Consider the following 22,462-nt stretch of genomic DNA (forward strand, 5'->3'; position numbering starts at 1 on the left):
ATGAGCGATCTTCCCGACAACGAACGCATGACGGAACCCGACGCGGAGGCCGCCGGCAACGGCAATGACCCTGACAACGCGCCGCAAACTCCGAAAACGCCGCCGCGCCGCAGCGGCGGGCGGCGCGCGCTGCGCTGGCTCGCGGCGCTGGTGCTCGTCGTTCTGATCGTCGTCGTGCTGGCGCTCGGCACGGTCTTTTTCGCGCTCACGACCGAGCCGGGCACGCGCTATTTGTGGGAGGCGGCGACCTCGCTCCTCGGCGGCCGGCTCACCGGCAAGCTGGACGGCGGCGCGGTCGCCACGGGCCTGCAACTGCGCGATGTCCACTGGAAGAGTCTCGACGGCAAGGGCACCGACATCGCCGTCGACAGCGTCTCGGGCCGCTGGTCGCTCACGCGCGAACCGCTGCGCTTCACGATCGACTATCTGCATGTCGGCACCATCGACGCGCGCATCGCGCCATCGAATGAGCCGAGCAAGAAGACTGAACTGCCGAAGGATTTGCGCCTGCCGATCCAGCTCGTGGTCCGCGATCTGAGCGTCGAGAAGCTGCGGCTGCATCAAGGGACGACGACCACCGAATTCTCGCGCCTGCTCTTCAACGGGCGCAGCGACGGCCGGCATCACGAGGCGACGGTGCAGCGTCTCGACACGCCGTTCGGCGCGGTGACGGCGGCCGCGAAGCTCGACGGCGGCGCGCGGCCGTTCCCGCTCGCGGGCGACGTGACCTACGCGGGCAAGGTCAGCGGCGAGACGGTGCAGGTCGGCGCGCGCCTTTCCGGTTCGCTCGAAGACCTCGTCGCCGACGTGAATGCGAGCGGCCTGGAGCTCGCGGGCCAGGCGCACGTCGAAGCGACGCCCTTCGCCGACGTGCCGCTCAAGCTCGCCATCGTCACCGCCGATCACATCAATCCGCAGGCGTTCAGCGCCGGCGCGCCCGCCGCCGATCTCGCCGTGCGCGCCGAAGTGAAGCCTGAGCCGGACGCGAAAACCTTCGTGGTGAGCGGGCCGGTGTCGATCGTCAATGCGAAGCCCGGTTCCATCGACAAGAAACTGCTGCCGCTTATCGACGCGCGGGCGAACGTGCGGCTCGACGCGTCGGCGCAGCGCATCGCGGACCTGAACGTGCGCCTTCTGAAGAACGCGACGATCACGGGCGGCGGCGCGCTATCGGGCGGCAACGGACAGTTCGACCTCAACGTGGCGAAGCTCGACCTGAACGCCATCGAGCCGAGCGTGCGGCCGACGGACTTCGCGGGTCCGGTGCGCGTCGTGCTGGCGGGCGATACGCAAACCGTCACCGCCGATCTGAACGATCCGCGCGCCGCGATCCGCGCGCAGGCGAAGGTGAAACTCGATCCGAAAGCGACCACGCTCGACGACGTGAAGCTCATCGTCGGGAAAGGCCGCGTGGAGGCGAGCGGCGCGCTGAAGAAAGACGCGAATTCGAGCTACGACGTGAAAGCGAAGTTCATCGACTTCAATCCGCTGCAACTGACGCAGCAACTCATTCAGCCGAAGCCCGCCGCGAAGAAAGGACCGCCGCCGCGCGCGATCGAGGCCCGCGTGAACGGCACGCTCGCGGCGACGGGCATGCTCGCGCCGACGCTCGCGACGAAAGCCACGTTCAAGCTGAACGACAGCACATACGACAACCTGCCGCTCACCGGCGCAGGCACGGTGCAGGTGGCGGGCATGCGCCTGCTGCCGAGCACCGCGCAGCTTTCGATTGCGGGCAACGATGTCGATCTGAACGGCAGTTTCGGCGCGCCGGGCGACCGGCTGCGCTTTCGCGTCGACGCGCCGCAGCTGGAGCGGCTCGGCTTCGGCATCGCGGGCACCGTGAAGGCGGACGGCGATCTCACCGGCTCGCTCGCGCACCCGAATGTCGCCGCGAATTATCAGGCCGATGGCGTGGTGTTCGGCGCCAACCGGCTCGGCCACGCGGAAGGCCGCGCCGATATCCGCGACGGCGCAAACGGCGCGCTGAACTTCACGCTGAAGGCGCGCGACGCGAGCACGACGGGCATCGAAGTCGCCACGCTCGACGCGAATCTGAACGGCACGCGCATGCAGCACACGCTCGCGGTCACCGCCACCGGCAAGGTTCAGGGTCAGGCCGTGAACCTGGCGCTCGGCGCGAACGGCAAGTTCACCGACGCCGCCGACGGCCCGCACTGGGACGGCACCATCACGAAGCTGTCGAACAAGGGCACGCCGTCGGTGAATCTCGAAGCGCCGCTCGCGGTGAGCTACGGGCCGAAGCGCATCGTGCTCGGCGCGACGCGGCTCGTCGCCGAGGGCGCGGTGCTCGATCTCAAGTCGTTCGCGCTGGAGAACGGGCGCATGCAATCGGCCGGCACGCTCACGAATCTCTCGGTGCCGCGTTTGATGGAAGTGCGGCGCGAGATGACCGGCGAGGAATCGTCGCTGCGCACGGACCTCGTTTTCGACGGCGACTGGAACTTCTCGCTCGGCTCGACGGCGACCGGCTACGCGCAGATCAAACGCCGCGCCGGCGACGTGACCATCGACGGCACGCGCGGCGTCGCGGCGCTCGGCATTTCCGATATCGTCGCGCGCGCGGATTTCACCGGCGGCAATCGCCTGAACGCGACGCTGCACGCGCAGGCGAGCCGCATCGGCGTGATCGACGCGAACGCGCACACGACGCTCGTCAACCGCGACGGCGCGCTCACCGTCGCGGACGAAGCGCCGCTCACCGGCGCCATCGACGCGAACATTCCCGAATTGCGCACGACCGGCGGCTTGCTCGGCGCGAACTATCTGCTCGGCGGCAGACTCGCGCTGAAACTGACGATCGCGGGCATCGTCGCGAAGCCCACGCTCTCCGGTTCGCTGACGGGCGACAACGTGTCGGCGACGGTCGTGGATCAGGGCGTGCAGTTGAAGGACGGCATCATCCGGATTGCGCTGTCGGAGAATCTCGTCGACTTCCGGCAGGTGGAGTTCCACGGCGCGAGCGGCACCTTGCGCGCGACCGGCAAGGTGCGGCTGGATCAGCAGCAGCCCGATCTGACGGCGAGCATCATCGCGGACAAGCTCGAACTCTTCGCGTCGCCGGACCGGCAACTCATGCTCTCGGGCAGCGCGAGCATCGCGAATGCGGGCCTGCAGGGCGGCATGGCGATCAACGGCAAGTTCACCGTCGATCACGGATTGTTCGACTTGCCGGAAAGCTCCGCGCCAGCGCTCGGCGACGACGTCGTGGTCATGCGTCCGGACGGCACGGTGAAGGGCGAGAACGGGAAATCGTTCGAAGCCGCGACGGAGAAACCGGTTGGGCCGTTCACGCCGCGCGCGAATATCGATATCGACCTCGGGCAGCGGTTCCGCTTCAAGGGCGCGGGCGCCGACCTCGGGCTTGCCGGCACGATCACCGCGATGAGCGCGCCGAACATGCCGCTGCGCGCGGTGGGCAACGTGCGCGTGACGCCCGGATCGACCTACACGGCGTTTGGCCGCAAGCTGAACATCGAGAACGGCTTCTTCACGTTCAACGGCCCGGTGACGAATCCCGGCCTGAATATTCTCGCGATGCGCCGCAATCAGGAAATCGAGGCGGGCGTGCAGGTGACGGGCACCGTGCAGTCGCCGGTGGCGAAGCTCATTTCGGAGCCGAACGTGCCGGACAACGAAAAGCTCTCGTGGCTGCTCTTCGGCCACGGCACGGATCAAGGCAACAACATCGGTCAGCAAAGCGCGATGACGAGCGCGCTCGCGCTCCTCGGCGGGTCGAGCGGCAAGCGCATCGCGCAGACCTTCGGGCTGGACGAGTTCTCCATCGGATCGAGCGAAGTCGGCCTGACCGACCAGCAGGTCGTGCTGATTTCGAAAGCGATCAACGAGCGGCTCGTGATCGGCTACGAGCAGGGGCTGCAGTCGGCGGCCAACGCGGTCAAGGCGACGTTGAGCCTGTCGCGCTTCTGGTCCGTGACGGCGTATGGCGGCACGTATCAGGGCGTCGATCTGTCTTATACGCGGCGCTTCAATTCGTGGATGCGGCTCTTTGCGTCGAGCTCGTCGGACTCGCGTTCGGCGGAGCAGCCTTCGGCGGCATCGGGCGCGTCGGGCGTGTCGGCGCCGTTCGGGGCATCGGCGACGGCGGTGGATTCGGAGTGAGCGGCGCGCGTCGCGCTCGCGGCGTTGTAGGAGGCGCGCGGATCGTGGGAGAGCGTGACGTTGTCGACCGACTCGCCGCTGAAGCTGACGCGTGGTAGATGCCCTCGCGACGAGGGCATCTACGTGATTACTTCGACGCAGCAGTCATCGGCGTGCCGATGTAATGCGAGTCTTGCAGGGCCTTCTCGCCTTCCTCGGCGGATTCCAGCGAAGGGATGATGCGTCCAACGAGCAAGCCTAAGCCAATGCGCGTCCTCACGTATTTCGTCTCGCCTGCATCAAGCGTGAACGTGACGGTTTTTTCGGTCTCCGTTGCCGTCGACACGACGTACGTGCCGGCGGGCTCATCTACATAAAAGAAGCCGCCAGGTTTCGATTCGCCCACTACCGTGCCGTTCAGTCGGATGTTCGGTTGCATGGCCGAGCCGACCATCGAATTCGAGCGGTAGAAGTAAATCCGGCCTTGCGATTCCTTCAATGTCGGAATCGACGAGGCGAGCTCCTTGTATTGCGGACCGCTGGCGCACCCGGATGCTACGAGCGCCACGAAGGAGCCGGTCAACAATGCACGAAACAGCTTAGCCATTCATTTTCTCGATTTGTATGGATTGAGGTGGTTCTAACGCGGAGAAATTGGACTCGCCGGGCAAGTAGAAACCCACCAGCCGATCTGCGTCGATGACGAGATACGCTTCATGCACCTGACGTCCTTCGATGGTGAATTCGGAGCCCACTGGCCGATAGACCGAACCTTGCGGCAGCACCCCGACGGAACGCCAAGTGGAACCCGCACGCAGCTTGCGCGAGTATCCGGTCGCGAGCCTTACGACTGCCGGCCTGACGATGCGAATCACCTGCTGCGGCGTACTCTGAGCCGTCAATTGCGATGTCTGAACCTGAATTGTCGGTGCGCATGCAGAGAGCGCCGAAACGGCGACCAATGCGAGTGCGAATCCTCGGATGTTGAGCAAGATTGACCTCAGGAGTTTTTCTTCCAGCCCGTCTTTTCGACATTTCGACGGAAAACTTTAGAAATATTTGCTTGTTTCAGTTATCGGGGCGTTCCATTGCGCTTGCTCGCGACCCGGCGAATGACTGCTTCAACCTGAAATGACCGCCTATCTCGAGACGAGTTGACTGGCCGTGCATGGTCGCGTTGCGTCCATCCCCGCAAATCCACGAAGAACCAAAACAAAAGGGCACGCGATCGCTCGCGTGCCCTTTGCCTGTTGTCTGCCGATACGCGTTACTTCACCCGCATCCCCGGCTTCGCGCCGCTATGCGGCTCCAGAATGTAGAGGCCCGGTTCCGCCTTTTCGTCCGTGGCGGACGCGGCGAGCACCATGCCTTCCGACATGCCGAACTTCATCTTGCGCGGCGCGAGATTGGCGACCATCACCGTCAGTTTGCCGACGAGGTCCTGCGGCTGATATGCCGACTTTATTCCGGAGAACACGTTACGCGTCTTCTCCTCGCCGATATCGAGCGTCAGTTGCAGCAGCTTGTCGGAGCCTTCCACTGCCTTGCAATCGACGATCTTCGCGATGCGCAGATCGACCTTCGCGAAATCGTCGATGGAAATGACGCCGTTGTCCTGTTGCTTCGGCTCCTTTGTTGCCGCGGCCTTCGGCGCAGCTGCGCTCGCTTCCGGCGCGGCCGGTTGCAGCGATTCGCGGTTCGCCGCGAGCAGCGCCTCGATCTGCTTCGGATCGACGCGCGTGGTGAGATGCTTGTACGCGTTGATCGCATGCGCGGACGAGAGCGGGCGCTCGGCATCGGCCCATGCGAGCGGCGCGATGCCGAGGAACGCTTCCACGGATTCGACGAGCTTCGGCATCACAGGCTTGAGCGCCAATGAAAGCAGCCGGAACGCTTCGAGGCTCACGCTGCACGTCTCATGCAGCGCGACCGCATTCGCGGGATCTTTCGCCTGTTCCCACGGCTTCGCGGTATCCACGTACGCGTTGACGGCATCGGCCAGTTCCATCGTCGTGCGCAGCGCGCGGCCGTATTCGCGCGATTCATAGAACGCCGCGATTTGCGGAATCGCCCCGCGCAGTTGCGCGATAAGCGGATGCTGCATCGCGCTGTCCTGCACGCGGCCATCGAAGCGTTTGATGAGGAAGCCCGCCGCGCGGCTCGCGATGTTCACGTACTTGCCGACCAGATCGCTGTTCACGCGCGCCTGGAAGTCGTCGAGGTTCAGGTCGATGTCTTCCATCGTGCTGTTCAGCTTCGCCGCGAAGTAATAGCGCAGCCACTCCGGATTAATGCCCGTGTCGATCACGCTTTGCGCGGTGATGAACGTGCCACGCGACTTAGACATCTTCGCGCCGTCCACGGTCAGAAAGCCGTGCGCGAACACGTTGGTCGGCGTGCGGTGGCCGGAGAACTGGAGCATCGCGGGCCAGAACAGCGTGTGGAAATACAGAATGTCCTTGCCGATGAAGTGATACTGCTCGGCCTTCGAGCCGGGCTTCACCCAGGCGTCGAAATCCACGCCGATGCGATCCGCCAAATTCTTGAAGCTCGCGTAATAGCCGACGGGCGCGTCCACCCACACGTAGAAGTACTTGCCCGGCGCGCCGGGAATTTCGAAGCCGAAGTACGGCGCGTCGCGCGAAATGTCCCAGTCGGCGAGCTTGGCTTCGCCCTTGTCGCCGAGCCATTCGCGCATCTTGTTGGTCGCTTCCGCTTGCGCGAGTCCGCCGACCCAGCCGCGCAGGAAGTCTTCGCAACGCGGATCGGACAGGCGGAAGAAGTAATGCGTCGACGTCTTGCGGATGGGCGTCGCGCCGGACACCACCGAATACGGATTGATGAGCTCGGTCGGCTGATACGTCGAGCCGCAGACTTCGCAGTTGTCGCCGTATTGGTCTTTCGCGCCGCATTTCGGGCATTCGCCCTTGATGAAGCGGTCCGGCAGGAACATTTCCTTGACTGGATCGTAGGCTTGCTCGATATCGCGGGCTTCGATCAGCCCGGCTTGCTGAAGCGCGGTGTAGATGGAGCCGCACAGCACGCGGTTTTCTTCGGCGTCGGTCGAATAGTAGTTGTCGAACGAGATGCCGAAGCTGTCGAAATCGCGCTTGTGCTCCTTCCAGACGCGCTCGATCAGCGCTTTCGGCGTGATGCCTTCCTTTTCGGCGCGCAGCATGATCGGCGTGCCGTGCGTGTCGTCCGCGCCGACGTAGTAGACCTCGTGGCCGTGCATGCGCAGCGTCCGAACCCAGATGTCGGTCTGGATGTACTCGACCATGTGGCCGATATGAATCTGGCCGTTCGCATACGGAAGCGCGGACGTGACGAGAATCTGGCGGCGGCCGCCTTCGTTGGCCGAAGCGGCGGACGCGGTGGCGGAAATCGGTGCTGACGATGCTGACATGGAGGCGCGGCCCGGAGGAGTGCTGGAAGCGGATGAAAAGGGGAATGTCGATTTTAGCAGGGCGGGCAGCACGCGCCGCTGCGGCACGCACTGCCAGTAGCGAGTCCGTGCAGGAAGAGCGACGAATAAAAGCGCCATGTGCTTCGCGAAGGCAACAGCGGTGCGTGGTGATCGAGCCGAAGTCTTGCTGGCCAAACAGACAGTCTGCGAAGGTGCGCAGGCGCGATTATCTGTCGTCGGCCAGCGGATTGCTTCGTTCGCTCCGCTCCGGGATCGACGAACGAAAGTGGGCAGAATTCGCCGCCCAAAAAAAACCGGGGTCCAATCGGGCCCCGGAGCAACAACGACAAGAGGAGAATGGCAGGCGATGGCCCAGCCATCCACCCACCATAACGACAGACAAGCGGCGCGCCGGCAAGTTTCAAAAATTTTTCACTCGCCTCTGAAACGGTGTCAGATCACGCGCTTGTCGGTCGTCGCCTCATATTCGAGCCTTACTGAACCTGGCCCGGCTGCGCCGTCGCGCGCAGATAGATTTCCACGCGACGATTCTGCGCGCGGCCGGCTTCCGTCGAATTGTCGGCGATCGGCTGGTTCTGGCCCATGCCCTGCGCCGACAGACGCTGCGCCGCGACGCCGTGACTCGAAATATACGACGCCACGCTCTGCGCGCGGTTCTGCGACAGCGTCTGGTTGTACGCGGCCGTGCCGGTGTTGTCCGTATGGCCGATGACGCTCGCGATCAACTCAGGATGCTGCTGCAACGTTTGCGTGACCGAGTTCAGAACCGGGTCGAACGAGGGCTTGATCGCGTAGCTGTTCGTATCGAACGAGATGGAATTCGGGATGTTGACCTTCAGCGAGCCGTCTTGCTGCTCGGTCACCTGCGTGCCGGTGCCCTTCGAGTCGCCGGAAATCTTGTTGCGGATGGCCTGCCAGTTATAGCCGGTGATGCCGCCGACCGCTGCGCCCGTGGCCGCGCCGATCGCCGCGCCCTTGCCGCCGCCGAAAATCGCGCCAATGCCCGCGCCCGTGGCCGCGCCGACGCCCGTACCGACCGCCGCGTTATTGCCTTGCTGCGTCGCGCAGCCTGCGACGAGCGCGCCCGCGACGGCGAACACGGACAAACGGGTCAACATCTTCATCTTCATCTTGATCTCCTTAATTCAACAAGCGATTCGACGCGCACGCGCCGACAGTGCGAAAGGGTCTTCGGACGGGCTTTCGGACGAGCCTCTACAATATTGATAAACGTCCTTTTTCCCGCGGCGATACGTCCCCGGAAAACGACAGCAGCGGCATAGTGCAGCGCGAAGCAAGTCGCGCGCAACGGCGCTAACAATTACTTGCAAATTCCTCAGTTTGTTGCACGGCGACGCACGGCAGCAACCCTCGTTCCACGGAGTATCAATGAGCATTGACCGCGCGCAGATCGACACTGCACTCGCTAACCTGACCGATCCCAACACCAACCGCAAGTTCGTCGACACCAAGAGCATCCGCAACGTATCGGTCGAAGGCGGCAAGGTGTCGGTGAGCGTCGTGCTGGGCTATCCGGCCAAGACGCAGTTTGCGTTGATCGGCAAACTCGTCGAGGACGCGCTGCGTCAGGTGCCAGGCGTCACCGATACCGCCGTCGACGTTTCTTCGCAAGTGGTCGCGCATGCGGTGCAGCGCGGCGTGAAGCTGTTGCCTAACGTCAAGAACATCATCGCGGTGGCGTCGGGCAAGGGCGGCGTCGGCAAGAGCACGACAGCCACGAATCTCGCGCTCGCGCTCGCGGCGGAAGGGGCCTCGGTCGGCATGCTCGACGCCGACATCTACGGCCCCTCGCTGCCGATGATGCTCGGCATTTCCGGCCGGCCCGAATCGCCCGACAATCAGTCGATGAATCCGCTGACCGGCCACGGCATCCAGGCAAACTCGATCGGCTTTCTGATCGAGCAGGACAACCCGATGGTGTGGCGCGGCCCGATGGTCACGTCCGCGCTCGAACAACTGCTGCGCCAGACGAACTGGAAGGATCTCGATTACCTCGTCGTCGACATGCCGCCGGGCACGGGCGACATCCAGCTCACGCTGTCGCAGAAGGTGCCGGTGACGGGCGCCGTGATCGTGACGACGCCGCAGGACATCGCGCTGCTCGACGCGAAGAAGGGCCTGAAGATGTTCGAGAAGGTCGGCATTCCGATTCTCGGCATCGTCGAAAACATGAGCACGCATATCTGCTCGAACTGCGGCCACGAGGAGCATATCTTCGGCGCGGGCGGCGGCGAGCGCATGGCGAAAGAATATGGCGTGCAGATTCTCGGCTCCTTGCCGCTCGACATCTCGATCCGCGAGCGCACCGACGCCGGCCAGCCGACCGTCGTATCGCAGCCGGAAAGCAGGATTGCGGAGACGTATCGCGCGATTGCGCGGCGCGTCGCGATTTCGGTTGCCGAGCGTCAGCGCGACATGACTTCGAAGTTCCCGAGCATCGTCGTGCAGAACACCTGATCCGCCGCAAAGCGGCCCTCTCGCGCGAGCCTTGTGCAGCGCGGCTCGCGGTATCATGTCGCCTTCGAGACGCGGCAGCGTCGACGCAACGGGTGTCGGCGGGCCGCCGAGAGGATCGCATGAGAGACAGAGTCAACGGGCGGACGCGCTCCGCCTGGTTCGCCTTGTTCGCCGTGGCCGCGGCGGTGTGCAGCGTGCTGCTCGGCGGCTGCGGCATCGTCTTCCAGAATCACGAGAAACGCGCGGACGCCACGCTGACGCCCACGCCCGGCAACACCGCGCGCGGCACGGTGACGCTCATCGAGCGCGCCGACGGCGTGCAGATTTCGTACAACCTCGTCGACATGCCGCCCAACAGCGACCACGCTCTGCAAGTCCACGAACGCGGCGACTGCATCGCGGTGAACGGAGACGCTAGCCCGGTCTTCGCGCTGCCCTCCGACCGCGGACGCGCAGGCAGCCGGCTCGAAGGCGAACTCGGCAACATTCACGCGGACGCCACGGGCGCGGCCACCGGCTTCATGGTGGCGACGGACGTGTCGCTCGACGGCGTGCGCTCGGTCATCTCCCGCGCGATCATGCTGCACCGGGAAGCGGCCGACCCCTACGCGCTGAGTCCGCACAACGTGGGTCCGACGCTTGCGTGCGGCGTCATCAGGCGATAACGGCATCGTCCGAACGGCCGATCTCGCGGCGGGCGTCGTTCCGCGTAAAATACGCGCTTCCATTTTCGTCTGGCCGCACGAGGCCATGCGCCGTTTCACCGCAGGCCTGCAGTCGCGCCAAGTGCGCGACTTCACGCCGCAACGTTGGGTACGTCCCCTATGAGCATCAAGTCCGACAAGTGGATTCGGCGCATGGCCGAAGAGCACAAGATGATCGAGCCGTTCGTGCGCGATCAGGTGCGCGTGGCCGAGGACGGCCGCAAGATCGTGAGCTACGGCACGTCGAGCTACGGCTACGACATCCGCGTGGCTGACGAATTCAAGATCTTCACGAACATCAACTCGACCATCGTGGATCCGAAGGCGTTCGACGAGAAATCGTTCGTGGACTTCAAGGGCGATGTCTGCATCATTCCGCCGAATTCCTTCGCGCTCGCGCGCACGGTCGAATATTTCCGCATTCCGCGCTCGTGCCTGACCGTGTGTCTCGGCAAGTCCACTTACGCGCGCTGCGGGATCATCGTGAACGTCACGCCGTTCGAGCCGGAGTGGGAAGGCTACGTGACGCTCGAATTCTCGAATACGACACCATTGCCCGCCAAAATCTACGCGAACGAAGGCGTCGCGCAGGTTCTCTTCTTCGAAAGCGACGAGATCTGCGAGACGTCCTACGCCGACCGCGGCGGCAAGTATCAAGGGCAGCACGGCGTGACGCTGCCGAAAACCTGATCGCTTAGCGTCCCTAGAACCGCACACGGCACGCGCTTGTCGAAGGACCGCTGGCTCCGGGAAAAAGTCTCGGGCAGCGGTCGTTCCATTTGGAGATTCGCCTCATGAAGTTCCGCTTCCCCGTCGTCATCATCGACGAAGACTTTCGCTCCGAGAACATCTCGGGTTCCGGCATTCGCGCGCTGGCCGAGGCGATCGAGGGCGAAGGCGCCGAAGTGCTCGGTCTCACGAGCTACGGCGATCTCGCCGCCTTCGCGCAGCAGTCGAGCCGCGCGTCGTGCTTCATTCTGTCGATCGACGACGACGAGCTGCTGCCTTACGCCGACAATGTCGTTGTGGAAGGCGACACGCCCGAACTGGCGTCGGCCATCGTCGCGTTGCGCGCGTTCATCAACGCCGTGCGCCGCCGCAATGCCGACATCCCCATCTTCCTGTATGGCGAAACGCGCACCTCGCGGCACTTGCCGAACGACATCCTGCGCGAGCTGCACGGCTTCATCCACATGTTCGAGGACACGCCGGAGTTCGTCGCGCGTCACGTCATTCGCGAAGCCAAGGTGTATCTCGATTCGCTCGCGCCGCCGTTCTTCAAGGAACTGGTGCAGTACGCGGAAGAGGGTTCGTATTCGTGGCACTGTCCGGGGCACTCGGGCGGCGTCGCGTTTCTGAAGAATCCGCTCGGGCAGATGTTCCACCAGTTCTTCGGTGAGAACATGCTGCGCGCGGACGTGTGCAACGCGGTCGATGAACTCGGCCAGCTGCTCGATCACACCGGGCCGGTCGCGGCCTCCGAGCGCAACGCGGCGCGCATCTTCAGCGCGGATCATCTCTTCTTCGTGACCAACGGCACGTCGACGTCGAACAAGATCGTGTGGCACGCGACCGTCGCGCCGGGCGATATCGTGCTCGTGGACCGCAACTGCCACAAGTCGATTCTGCACGCCATCACGATGACGGGCGCGATTCCGGTGTTCCTCACGCCGACGCGCAATCACTTCGGCATCATCGGGCCGATTCCGCGCGATGAGTTCAAGCCCGAGAACATTCGCCGCAAGATCGAAGCGAATCCGTTTGCGCGCGAGGCGCTCGCGAAGAACCCGAAGGTCAAGCCGCGCATCCTGACCATCACGCAGAGCACGTATGACGGCGTGATCTACAACGTCGAGATGATCAAGGATCTGCTCGGCGACATGCTCGACACGCTGCATTTCGACGAAGCGTGGCTGCCGCACGCCGAGTTCCACTCGTTCTATCAGGACATGCACGCGATCGGCGCGGGCCGGCCGCGCACCGGCGCGCTCGTGTTCGCCACGCACTCGACGCACAAGCTGCTCGCCGGCATCTCGCAGGCATCGCAGATTCTCGTGCAGGACAGCGAGAACAGCACGTTCGACCGCCATCGTTTCAACGAGGCGTATCTGATGCACACGTCGACGTCGCCGCAATACGCGATCATCGCGTCGTGCGACGTGGCCGCCGCGATGATGGAAGCGCCGGGCGGCCCCGCGCTCGTGGAAGAATCGATCGCCGAGGCGCTCGATTTCCGCCGCGCGATGCGCAAGGTCGATGCCGAATACGGCGACGACTGGTTCTTCAAGGTCTGGGGCCCGGACGCGCTGGCCGAAGAGGGCATCGGCGACCGTGAGGAGTGGATGCTGAAGCCGAACGACCGGTGGCACGGCTTCGGCGCGCTCGCCGAGAACTTCAACATGCTCGACCCGATCAAGGCGACGATCATCACGCCGGGGCTCGACGTGGACGGCGAATTCGGTGAAACGGGCATTCCGGCCGCCATCGTGACGAAGTATCTGGCCGAGCACGGCATCATCGTGGAGAAGACGGGGCTGTACTCGTTCTTCATCATGTTCACGATCGGCATCACGAAGGGCCGCTGGAACTCGATGGTCACCGAGCTTCAGCAGTTCAAGGACGACTACGACAACAATCAGCCGCTGTGGCGCGTGCTGCCGGAGTTCATCGCGCAGCATCCGTCGTACGAGCGCATCGGCCTGCGCGATCTGTGCGAGCAGATCCACAGCGTCTATCGCGCGAACGACATCGCGCGGCTCACGACCGAGATGTATCTGTCGAGCATGGAGCCCGCGATGAAACCGTCCGAAGCGTATGCGAAGCTCGTGCACCGCGAGATCGATCGCGTGCCGATCGACGAACTCGAGGGACGCGTCACGAGCATTCTGCTGACGCCGTATCCGCCGGGCATTCCGTTGCTGATTCCGGGCGAGCGGTTCAACCGCACGATCGTCGATTACCTGCGTTTCGCGCGGGAGTTCAACGAGCGTTTCCCGGGCTTCCACACGGATATTCACGGGCTCGTCGGTGAGATGATCAACGGGCGCATCGAGTATTTTGTCGATTGCGTGCGCGATTGATAGCGCGTGATTCGCTGCTGCAAAGACAAACGGCCCTTCATAGGGCCGTTTGTCGTTCGGGGCAAGCGCCGATCGCTTAGATCAGCCCTTCCGCCTTCATCGCCGCCTGCACCGCCGGGCGCGCCGCGACGCGCGCCTGATACGCGGTCAACGCCGGCCACTTGTTCAGATCGAGGTCGATGAACGGCGCCCAGCCAAGCACGGTGAAGAGATACGCGTCGCCGATGCCGTATTCGTCGCCCAACAGATACTGCTTGTCGTCGATATGCTTCGCCACGTACGCGAGACGGCGCTCCAGATTGGCCATCGCGGCGGCTTTCCACTCGCTCGTCGCGGCCGGGTTGAAGAACGGCGAGAAGTTCTTGTGCAACTCGGTGCCGATAAACGTCAGCCACCCTTGCAGGCGGTAGCGCGACATGGCGTCGGCGAGCGGCGCCAGATGCTTCGCCGGCACCTGATCCGCGATGTACTGCATGATCGCCGGGCCTTCGGTCAGCACGTCGCCGCTATCGAGCTGAAGCGCGGGCACGTAGCCCTTCGGATTGATCGCCATGAAATCGGCGCCGCTTGCGGTGACTTTCGTCTTCAGGTCGACGGCTTCGATCTGGTAAGGCAGACCGGATTCTTCGAGGACGATATGCGAGGCAAGCGAACAGGCGCCGGCTTTGTAAAACAGTTTCAAGTCAGATTCTCCAGGTTGAACCGCGGGACATTATGACCGATCCCCGGCGCCCAAAATATCCTGGGCGACGAAACGACTTATCTCGTTCGGCGAAAGATCGCGTTGCGAAACGCCTACCGGCTGAAGCGCGTCAGACGCTCGTTAGTCGAGAATGAAGTGGCGAGAAGGCGAGACCGGCTTCGGCGCGAGAGCAAACTCCGGATCGGCGGCCATGTCATGCAGCGCCGCTTCGAGCGTCGCGCACATCGCATTCAGCGCCAGGTCGTTTTCTTCCTGCCCGAACGGGTCTTCGATCTGCGCGGCAATCGCCTCCAGCGCCATGAACGCATACGCCACCAGCAGCGAGAAGAGCGGCGTCAACAGGCCCGCGCCATCGACGAGGCCGAACGGCAGCAGCACGCAGAACAGATAGATCGTGCGGTGAATCATCACCGAGTACGAGAACGGCAGCGGCGTGGTCGCGATGCGCTCGCACCCGCCGATTACGTCGGAAAGCGCGTTCAGGTTGTGCTGAATCGCGAGCATCGCATAACCGTCGATCGCGCCTTCCCGCCTGCGCTCGGCCACCCATTCGCCGAGCAAGAGCAGGATGAGCGCAGGCCGATACTTCGCTGCCGCCGCGCGCGCATGCAAATCGGATGGCAGTCGCAGCGCGAGATCCGTCAGCGCGTCGGTGCCGCGCAGTTGATGTCGAAGCGCATGCGCCAAGGCCCCGAGCGCCGCGAGAAAACGACGCGAATGACCGGGCTCGCGTGGCTCCGGCAACGAGAGCACTTGCTGCGCGAGCGCGCGCGACGTATTGAGCAGCGCGCCCCAGAGCTTGCGGCCCTCCCACCAACGCTCGTAGCTCGCGCTGTTGCGAAAGCCGAGAAAGACGGCGAGCGCGATACCCACGAGCGCGAACGGCGGCGTGCCGAGCCCGATCGGATAGTGGCGCATGTGATCGTGCATGAAGATCGCCGCCACCGACAGCGCGAAGATCAGCGCAAGGCGCGGCAGCAGTTGCGGGAGCACCGAGCCGCGCCACACGAACAGGAGTCGGAACCAGTTGAGCCTGGGGCGGATGATCATGTTTGGGGTCAACTCTCGGAATGAATGACGACGCGGCCTGGCGCAGCGGGACATCCATTCTAAGTCAGCGCGCCGCCGTATCGGGATGTTGAAACTATCGGTCCCGAGTGCGTTCGCCTGCAATGAATCGACTCGCGGCGCGATACCGCGCGACTGATGCGCCGCGCGAGTCGATGACGGTCCTTCTCGACGTCTTCGTGCTAACGCCTCGTTCGAGCACCTACTAGAATGAAAGGCAGCCAAATTCAGCTGCAGCTATTAAGTTAGGTATTCGAAATAAATTCGCCGATGATTGCGGCGATGAACGAATCGCGACACCTTTCGAGAAGCCATTCTGCCGACAACAACAAGGAGGCATTCATGCTCGCAGTCAGGCGCAACGTGTTTCTGGTGCTGGTTCCCCTTTCTGTTCCGTGTGCCGTATCGGCGCACGGGACACTCGAGACGCCGCTGAGCCGCGTGTATTCGTGCTACCTCGAAGGGCCTGAAAATCCGAAGTCCGCCGCATGCCAGGCGGCAGTGGCTGTCGCGGGGCCGGCTTTCCTGTACGACTGGGCGGGCGTCAACCAGTTACCTAATGGCGATCACAAGGCGTTCGTGCCGGATGGGCATCTATGCAGCGGCAACAAGTCCAACTACTACGGACTGGACCTCGCCCGCAACGACTGGCCTGCGACCTCGATCGCCGCCGATCTCAGCGGCAACTTCACGTTCGTCTGGAATGCAACGGCGCCGCACGTCACGCGGTACTTCCAGTTCTACATGACGAACGACAACTACGACTTCAATCAGCCGCTGAAATGGTCCGATCTCGACAGCAAGCCGTTTTGCGAAATCAACAACGTCACGCTCGACAACGGCCGCTACAAGATGCAGTGCAAACTGCCAGCGGGGAAGACGGGCAAGCGCATCGTCTACGTGATCTGGCAGCGCAACGACAGCGCAGAGGCGTTTTATGCATGCACGGACGTGGTCATCAACGGAGTCAAGTCGACGTGGCGCGAGTTGCGCCCCGTGCCCACGACCGCGCAGAACCAGCCGGCCGGCATGAAGATCACCCTGCGCGTATTCGACCCGGACGGTCACGATCTCGAATCGATCAGCTACACCGTCACGACTCAGACCACGAACGCCGCGGACTGGATGTATGCGATGGCAACGACCATCAACAACCAGTCGAAGCGAGTGCACGTGGGTTTGATCGATAACAACGGCAATATCGTGCCGCAGAAGGAGCCGTCGGCTAACCGGATCTATGTCGATGGTCCGACGGACTACACCTTCATGGTGGACTACACCGGCTCGGCGACACCCGCGCCGTCTCCGACACCGACTCCATCTCCATCTCCATCTCCGGCACCCGCACCGGCACCAGCACCGGCACCGACACCGACGCCATCTCCGGCACCGACGCCCGCACCGGCGCCGGCACCAGCACCAGCACCCGCACCAGCACCGACGCCCGCACCTTCGCCGAGCGCGGGCGGCACATGCGCGGTGCCGTGGCAGGCGGGCACCATCTACAAGTCGAAGGAACAGGTCTCGGCCAACGGACACAACTACACCGCGCGCTGGGAAAACGGCGACAACCCGGTTACCAACTCCGGCAGCGGCAAGGCCTGGCAGGACCTCGGCACATGTTCGGGACAAACGTCACTATCGTGCGCGGCGCCCTGGAGCGCGAGCAAGACCTACGCGAACGCCGGAACCACCGTGAGTTACAACGGCTCCAACTATCGCAACAAGTGGTGGTCGGCCAATATCGATCCAGCGACGAACTCCGACGGCGCATGGGAGAAGATCGGACCGTGCAAGTGAATCCGAAGGGCGCGGCGCGCGGGGGAAGCGTCCCGCGCGATGCGCTTACTGCTGCGCCCGAAAGCGTTCGCGTCGAATCCATTTCGTCGCAATCCATTTCTCGCCCTGTTCGACGGGCGTGCCGGCATGCAGCGTCTTCGGATCGCTCTGGCCCAATTCGTTCAGGTATTCGAAATAGAGCGCGCAGCCGCGCCGCGGATGTATCGTGAGTCCGGCGGCCGGAAATGTGGTGTCGCCGCCGCGCGCCGGTTCGTTGAGATAGAGAATGACTGTCGCCACGCGCTGTCCGCCGCGCTGCATGTGGTGCCGGCTGCCGGCCTGCTCCTCGGGAAAATAGTCGAAATGCGGACGATATTCGCCGCCGACGCCGTAACGAAGAATATGAAGGTCCTCGCCGTTCTCGGCGGGCTGTTGGAACAGTTCCGCGAGCCGCCGGTCGATGGTGCCGACAAGCGCATCCGTCGATGCATTGACGAACGCGCCTTCGCTCTGGCGTTCGTCGATGGTGATTTCGTTGCCCGAATCCGGATCGACGACGGACGAGCGTCGCACCCGTTCGCGACCGATCTCGATGAGACGGTCGCATTCGTCGTGCGTGAGCACATTGGCAAGCAGCGCGACGACGGGCTGTGCGCAACTCAAGAGCTTGGGCGCTTCGCAGTCGCTCGCCACGAGCACGCGGCCGGGTGGCAGCATCGGCGTGCCGTAGACGTAGCCGGAAGCGTCGGCGGCGTCGGCGGCATCGGCGGCAGCGGCGGCAGCGTCGGCAGCGGGCGTGTCGAACGCATCACCCGCGAGATGACGCGCGAGAATCAGCCGCGCGGTGTTCGGATGGAAATCCGCGGCGACCATGGCGTCGATCAGCGATTGATGCGTGCAACCGCGATGAATGTTCTGGTCCAGCCACGTTTTCCACGCGGCGTCGAAGCGGGGAAGGGAGTTCATGGCAGCCTGTCGGGAATGACGGAACGCCCATTCATCGAAGCACAAAAGCGCGCGCGTCACAACGATCCTCTTGAAACAGCGCGCGGCATATTTCGAGCGTGCGTGGTCGCCTGCGCGACGTGCGCTTGCCACGCGCACGCGGCGAGCATGCTCCGCTGCGAGTCCGACGACAACGCGGTGAGCTACGTCACCGAGCGCATCGAACACGCGCGATGCACGCGTTTGCCGATGAACTGGCGCGAGCCGGCGTCGTCGGCGCCGAGCGCGTCTTCGCCTGTCGTGCCGCGCCCCGTCGCGTTGCGGCGGCGCGAAGCCACGGCGCGCATCTACAGCTACATCGAGAATGGCGTGCGGCACTATCTCACGCGCAAGCCGGAAGGTATCGAGGCAAGCGTGTCGGTGATCGAGCTGCATTTCATCGAGACCTGCAACTTGTGCGAGGCCGCCGACGTGAACGTCGCCGCGCTTTCGCTCGACACGCGTGCATACGAACGCGAGATCGACGCGGCGGCGGCATCGTTCGGCGTGGATCGCGCGCTGGTGCGAGCCGTGATTCACGCGGAATCCGGGTATCGCGCCGACGCCATCTCGGGAAAAGGCGCGCAGGGTCTCATGCAACTGATGCCGGCGACGGCGGCGCGCTTCCAGGTCGAAGACGCGTTCGACGCGGCGCAGAACATTCGCGGCGGCGTGCGCTATCTCGCCTGGCTCTTGCGGCGCTTTCACGGCGACATCGACCGGACGCTGGCCGCGTACAACAGCGGAGAGGGCGCGGTCGCGCGTTACGACGGCGTGCCGCCTTACGCCGAGACTGAGGCGTACGTGTCGCGCGTGAAAATTCTAGTGGATCGTTATCGCGCCGCGCGCTAGCCGTACTTCCGATTCGTCTTCTCGAACGCGCGGCGCGTCGCGTCTTACTTCGTGTTGTCGATCACGATCTGCCCGTTGTACTCGACCTTGCCGCGGAAGAAGTAGTCCGTGCAGGCCTTGTAGTCGCCCGGATTGACGAGCGAGAAGGGCATGCCGTAATCGACGACCTTGCATGCGGTCACGGGCTTGCCGTCGGCCCAGGCGTAGTCCTTGTCGAGATAAGCCTTGAGCGCCGCCGCCGAGCCTTCGTTGAAACCGCGCATGTTGGCGCAGCCGAGCGGTTCGTCTGGCGGGATCGTGACGCCGAGTTCGCGCGCCATCTCCTTGTACGCGTTGATGCGGTTGGTCACCTGCGGCTGCTCCGCGCCGCCTTTGCCGCACTCGATGCCGCCGTTGATGATGAACACCGTCGCGCCGAAGCCGGGCTTCATGTTGTTGCCGAGATCGACGGCGTTCGGCTTCCACGTGCCGTCGATGGCCCAGGTCATCGGCGGTTTGGGCGTTTGCGGCGTCACCGCGAACCACACCGCCGACGCGAAGTTGAGCCAGGTGTCCGCGACGCGGCCGGGGTTGTCGAGCAGGATGGCCGGATCGTTATAGAGCGCCTGCGAGAACGGCCCGAAGTTGTAGTTCCACGACAACTGTTTCGCGCCGCGTCCGAAGTAATCGAGATATCGGCCCGCCGCATTCTTCGCGCACGCGTAGAAGATCCAGTTGGTCGCATGCGAGCCCGGCTCGCATTGCTGGTACGCGCCGACCGCCGAGCCCTCCTGATAGCCCGACTCGCGCAGGAACCACAGCGCCTGCTGCCAGAACGGGATAGGCGTGTCCTGCGGCATCTTCGAGAGCACGGCGTTGTTGTGATCGGGATAGCCCGAGCGCACCTGCGCGGGCGTGAGCGACGGCCAGTTCGCGCCCGTTTCCTGCGTGAAGTGGGCGAACGACGTCGCGAGCAGCTTGCGGCAGATGGCGAGCGCATCGCGTCCGTCCGAATAGTCGCCGCAATACGCCGGGAACTTGGCGACACCGCGCAGGAAGTTTACATACGAATAGTGGATGTCGCGCACGGGAAAGAGCTGATCGAACTTCTGCTCGTCGACGATCGACTCGACGCGCCGCACGTTCGACGGATTCGCCGCGCGGCCCGGAACGACAGCGTTGACGTCGTCGTCGGGCAGGACGCGCAGGGCGTCGCGCACGATCGCGATAAGGCCGTTGGTCTGATCGACGAGCTTTTTCTCGGTCGCGCTGAACTGGGCGGGCGTCGGATAGCCCGCAGGTTCGGGGATGTAGGTGATCTTCGGTTTGTACGCGGCGGTTGGGGCGGGCGCGGGCGTGGGCGTTGGAGCCGGGCTCGGCGCAGGCGCCGGGGTTGGCGATGGTGTCGGCACGGGCGTAGGCGCCGGTGCAGGTGCGGGGACAGGTGCAGGCGCCGGCGCCGGTGCTCCACCACACGCGCCGAGGTCTTCCCAGACCCCATACGCGCCGGATTGCGCGGGGTTGTCGCCTTGCGTCCACCACTTATTGCGATAATTCCGGCTGCCATAGGTCACGCGCATGTTGGGTTGCGCATACGTCTGACTCGCCGACCACGCCGCATAGCATCCTGCCGGCGTCGGCGTCGGCGTCGGCGTCGGCGTCGGCGTTGGCGTTGGCGTGGGCGCTGGCGCGGGCGCTGGCGTCCCCCCCGCAGCGCCGACATCACGCCATAGCGTCGGCGTCGACGGCGGCGTCCATCCCGCGCCGGGATACGCCGTGTGCGTCTGCAACGCCTGATACACGCGCCCGTTGTAGGTCACGGTCGCGCCGGACGGATACGTCGCGCCCTCGCGCCACGCTTCCTGTGCAAGCGCCGCGCCGGCATGGAGCAGCAACGCGGCGGGCAGCACGGCCAGTTTTCTTCCAATCGATGACATCTCGGTCCTCCACACGCGAACGCCCGGCGTCCATCAACGCCGGGTCATGCCTCTGTCGGGGAAGTGGGTGAACTTCCACTCCGAATAGCTCGTCTGCGTCGCGAAGCTCGCGTCGCTGTCGGAAAATCCGTCCTTCTTGAGCGGCGCTTCCGTCGATGCGCTGTAGACGCCGTACAGTTCGCCGCCCGGCCCGCGCACGGTCTGCCACTCGCCGCCGGTCATCGGATCGTCATAGGCCTGGCGCAGATAGCGCCGCACGAACGACGCGCGCGGATCGCGCGTCAGGTCTTTCAAATCCCTCGGGAACGCACCGCCCTTGTCCGCCTTGACATAGGCTTCGATGGCCGCGCGTATCGCGTCGCCGCGACGCAGAAGCTCGTCTTCTTTCGCGCGCTGCGCCTGCGTGCTCCAGACCTCGCCGACCTTCATCAGACAGATGCTGATGAGCGCCACGGACATGAGCGCCCACAACATGCCGAAGCCGCCTTGCCTACCACGCGCTGTAATCGGTCCCATCTTTCGCCTTGCCTTTCGCGCCGCTTCGCACGTTGTAGACGCCCGGCGTGCCGTCGGCGGGCTGCTCGACCGTCCACGTCGCGCGGCTCATGGAAACCGGGTCCAGCGGAATCTCGCGCAGATAGTGCTTCTGCACCAGTTCGTCGAGCGATTGCGGATAGCGGCCCTGATCCGCGCGAAAGTGGTCGATGGAATCGCGCATGGCGGCGAGATTCTCGTGCAGCACGGTTTCCTTTGCCTTGTCCGCCTGGCCGAAGTAGCGCGGCACGACGACCGTGAGCAGCGTCGCGATGATCGCCAGCACGACGAGCAGCTCGATGAGGGTGAACGCGCGACGCAGCTTTCCGAGCATCACCATCTCCTGTAGGGGACGCCGTTGAGCCCCGTGCCTTCCGAAAGCGAATAGACGTCGTAGACATCGTCGCCTTCGGCGGGCGATTCCGCGTCGCTCGCGTAGCTGCGCTTGCCCCACGTCGCTTCGTCGGAACGGCTTGGGCAGTCGCACAACGGATCGCGCGGCACGCGCCGCAGGAAGTAGATGCGCGCGTGCGTCGGATTGGTCTTGTCGACCACGCCTTCGACGAGGGTCTCGAGTTTCGGCGGATAGCCCGAATCGCCCGGCGCGCGATCCATCTTTCCTTCATCGCCGGCTTTCTTGTACGCGTCGATCGCGTCACGAATGCTCCACAGCGCCCGACGCAGCTCGTCTTCCCGCTGATGCTGGGCCGCGACCTGGACGAGCGGAGCCGCGACCATCGCGAGCGCGGCGAGAATCGCGAGCGTCACCAGCAGTTCGATGATCGTGAAGCCTCGTTGCATCGTCATCGGCTCAT

Annotated in this window: 18 protein-coding genes; 7 read left to right on the forward strand and 11 right to left on the reverse strand. The window is 64.1% G+C overall.

All coding sequences use genetic code 11. From position 1 onward, the window contains the following. Positions 1-4,143 (forward strand): translocation/assembly module TamB domain-containing protein, encoded by a 4,143-nt coding sequence (locus JYK05_RS03010; protein ID WP_241269830.1) that lies wholly within the window; start codon positions 1-3, stop codon positions 4,141-4,143. Positions 4,144-4,270: 127 nt separating this feature from the next. Here JYK05_RS03010 and JYK05_RS03015 read toward each other — a convergent pair whose 3' ends face one another. The 4 genes from JYK05_RS03015 to JYK05_RS03030 all read right to left on the reverse strand — a co-directional run bounded on the left by JYK05_RS03015 (position 4,271) and on the right by JYK05_RS03030 (position 8,679). Next, the gene (locus tag JYK05_RS03015; protein ID WP_206467733.1) at positions 4,271-4,729 is read right to left on the reverse strand and encodes a DUF2846 domain-containing protein; all 459 of its coding nucleotides are present in this window, start codon (positions 4,727-4,729) and stop codon (positions 4,271-4,273) included. Next, positions 4,722-5,114, reverse strand: a complete 393-nt coding sequence (locus JYK05_RS03020) for a hypothetical protein (RefSeq protein WP_241269831.1) — start codon at positions 5,112-5,114, stop codon at positions 4,722-4,724. Before JYK05_RS03020 ends, JYK05_RS03015 begins: the two co-directional genes overlap by 8 nt. Before the next feature lie 275 nt (positions 5,115-5,389). Then, entirely contained in the window at positions 5,390-7,528 is a 2,139-nt protein-coding gene (gene metG / locus JYK05_RS03025) for a methionine--tRNA ligase (protein WP_206467734.1), read from the reverse strand. Positions 7,529-8,022: 494 nt separating this feature from the next. Then, positions 8,023-8,679, reverse strand: coding sequence for an OmpA family protein (locus JYK05_RS03030; protein ID WP_175939705.1), 657 nt, complete (start codon positions 8,677-8,679; stop codon positions 8,023-8,025). Between the two features lie 259 nt (positions 8,680-8,938). Here JYK05_RS03030 and apbC point away from each other — a divergent pair, with 259 nt between their 5' ends. From apbC to JYK05_RS03050, 4 genes are all read left to right on the forward strand, one after another. After that, on the forward strand, positions 8,939-10,027 hold the full coding sequence (apbC, locus tag JYK05_RS03035; RefSeq protein ID WP_206467735.1) for an iron-sulfur cluster carrier protein ApbC: 1,089 nt from the start codon (positions 8,939-8,941) through the stop codon (positions 10,025-10,027). A gap of 119 nt (positions 10,028-10,146) precedes the next feature. Continuing rightward, a complete protein-coding gene (locus JYK05_RS03040) occupies positions 10,147-10,692 on the forward strand; it encodes a superoxide dismutase family protein (RefSeq protein WP_206467736.1) in 546 nt (181 codons plus the stop codon). Between the two features lie 159 nt (positions 10,693-10,851). Continuing rightward, positions 10,852-11,421 (forward strand): dCTP deaminase, encoded by a 570-nt coding sequence (gene dcd, locus JYK05_RS03045; RefSeq protein ID WP_014190693.1) that lies wholly within the window; start codon positions 10,852-10,854, stop codon positions 11,419-11,421. Positions 11,422-11,525: 104 nt separating this feature from the next. Further along, positions 11,526-13,811: an arginine/lysine/ornithine decarboxylase gene (locus tag JYK05_RS03050; RefSeq protein WP_206467737.1), complete on the forward strand. Its 2,286-nt coding sequence runs from the start codon at positions 11,526-11,528 to the stop codon at positions 13,809-13,811. A gap of 76 nt (positions 13,812-13,887) precedes the next feature. On the opposite strand, the gene gstA is transcribed toward JYK05_RS03050, so the two are convergent. After that, positions 13,888-14,493 (reverse strand): glutathione transferase GstA, encoded by a 606-nt coding sequence (gstA, locus tag JYK05_RS03055; RefSeq protein ID WP_206467738.1) that lies wholly within the window; start codon positions 14,491-14,493, stop codon positions 13,888-13,890. A 141-nt stretch (positions 14,494-14,634) separates the two neighbouring features. Then, positions 14,635-15,564 (reverse strand): bestrophin family protein, encoded by a 930-nt coding sequence (locus JYK05_RS03060; protein WP_206467739.1) that lies wholly within the window; start codon positions 15,562-15,564, stop codon positions 14,635-14,637. A 360-nt stretch (positions 15,565-15,924) separates the two neighbouring features. Between JYK05_RS03060 and JYK05_RS03065 the strand changes: the two genes are divergently transcribed. Continuing rightward, positions 15,925-17,382, forward strand: coding sequence for a lytic polysaccharide monooxygenase (locus JYK05_RS03065; RefSeq protein WP_206467740.1), 1,458 nt, complete (start codon positions 15,925-15,927; stop codon positions 17,380-17,382). 45 nt (positions 17,383-17,427) lie between these two features. Here JYK05_RS03065 and JYK05_RS03070 read toward each other — a convergent pair whose 3' ends face one another. After that, on the reverse strand, positions 17,428-18,327 hold the full coding sequence (locus tag JYK05_RS03070; RefSeq protein ID WP_206467741.1) for a 2OG-Fe(II) oxygenase: 900 nt from the start codon (positions 18,325-18,327) through the stop codon (positions 17,428-17,430). Between the two features lie 147 nt (positions 18,328-18,474). Here JYK05_RS03070 and JYK05_RS03075 point away from each other — a divergent pair, with 147 nt between their 5' ends. Continuing rightward, a complete protein-coding gene (locus JYK05_RS03075; protein ID WP_241269832.1) occupies positions 18,475-19,197 on the forward strand; it encodes a lytic transglycosylase domain-containing protein in 723 nt (240 codons plus the stop codon). 44 nt (positions 19,198-19,241) lie between these two features. On the opposite strand, the gene JYK05_RS03080 is transcribed toward JYK05_RS03075, so the two are convergent. The 4 genes from JYK05_RS03080 to JYK05_RS03095 are packed head-to-tail and all read right to left on the reverse strand — an operon-like array spanning position 19,242 to position 22,448. Continuing rightward, entirely contained in the window at positions 19,242-21,113 is a 1,872-nt protein-coding gene (locus tag JYK05_RS03080) for a glycoside hydrolase family 19 protein (protein ID WP_241269833.1), read from the reverse strand. 33 nt (positions 21,114-21,146) lie between these two features. Then, a complete protein-coding gene (locus JYK05_RS03085; RefSeq protein ID WP_206467743.1) occupies positions 21,147-21,629 on the reverse strand; it encodes a type II secretion system protein in 483 nt (160 codons plus the stop codon). After that, entirely contained in the window at positions 21,604-21,981 is a 378-nt protein-coding gene (locus JYK05_RS03090) for a type II secretion system protein (RefSeq protein ID WP_371826399.1), read from the reverse strand. The genes JYK05_RS03085 and JYK05_RS03090 overlap by 26 nt, the downstream gene beginning before the upstream one ends. Beyond that, positions 21,981-22,448: a type II secretion system protein gene (locus JYK05_RS03095; protein WP_175940612.1), complete on the reverse strand. Its 468-nt coding sequence runs from the start codon at positions 22,446-22,448 to the stop codon at positions 21,981-21,983. The genes JYK05_RS03090 and JYK05_RS03095 overlap by 1 nt, the downstream gene beginning before the upstream one ends. Positions 22,449-22,462 lie beyond the last annotated feature (14 nt).

Origin of the sequence: Caballeronia sp. M1242 (genome assembly GCF_017220215.1) — a bacterium.
Classification (GTDB): domain Bacteria; phylum Pseudomonadota; class Gammaproteobacteria; order Burkholderiales; family Burkholderiaceae; genus Caballeronia.